The 537-nt window shown below is 68.9% G+C and carries 1 protein-coding gene and 1 pseudogene; both read left to right on the top strand.

The window, feature by feature from the left end; all coding sequences use genetic code 11:
• Positions 1-33: 33 nt before the first annotated feature.
• Positions 34-354 (top strand): lycopene cyclase domain-containing protein, encoded by a 321-nt coding sequence (locus tag H7I41_RS00120; RefSeq protein ID WP_073859484.1) that lies wholly within the window; start codon positions 34-36, stop codon positions 352-354.
• Positions 351-537, top strand: a pseudogene (locus H7I41_RS00115) (ubiquinone biosynthesis methyltransferase UbiE); the annotation flags it as partial. The gene H7I41_RS00120 and the pseudogene H7I41_RS00115, both read left to right, overlap by 4 nt.

Below are 537 nucleotides of genomic sequence, written 5' to 3'. Positions count from 1 at the left end.
GGCCCGGCGCCGCTCCGATCAGGAGGTGAACCGGTGACCGGCCTCGGCTACACCCTGCCGGCGGTGATCGCGGTGCTGGTGGTCATCGTCTGGGAGTTGCGGGTGCTGCACACCGGACTGTTCCGCCGGCCGGCGTACTGGGTGTCGATCGCGATCGTGCTCGGATTCCAGGTGCTCGTCGACGGTTGGCTGACCAAGCTGAGCGCACCGATCGTGCTGTACAACGAACAGCACTCCACCGGTATCCGGTTTCCCTGGGACATCCCCATCGAGGATTTCCTGTTCGGCTGGGCGATGATCACCGCGGTGCTGCTGCTGTGGGTGCGGTCGGGGAACCGGCGGGGCGCCGCATGAACACCACCCCGTACAACGTCCCGGAGGCCTTCGACGCGGGCGCCGATTCCTACGACGAGCTGGTCGGCGCCAACCCCGGCTACCACGAGCACCTCCGGTTGTCCGCCCGGCGGATGGAACTCCCCGGCGGCGGTCGCGGGCTGCGACTGCTGGACATCGGCTGCGGCACAGGCGCACAGGCGC

The organism is [Mycobacterium] manitobense, from assembly GCF_025821665.1.
Classification (GTDB): domain Bacteria; phylum Actinomycetota; class Actinomycetes; order Mycobacteriales; family Mycobacteriaceae; genus Mycobacterium; species Mycobacterium arseniciresistens.
This window is presented reverse-complemented; position numbering and strand designations above follow the sequence as displayed.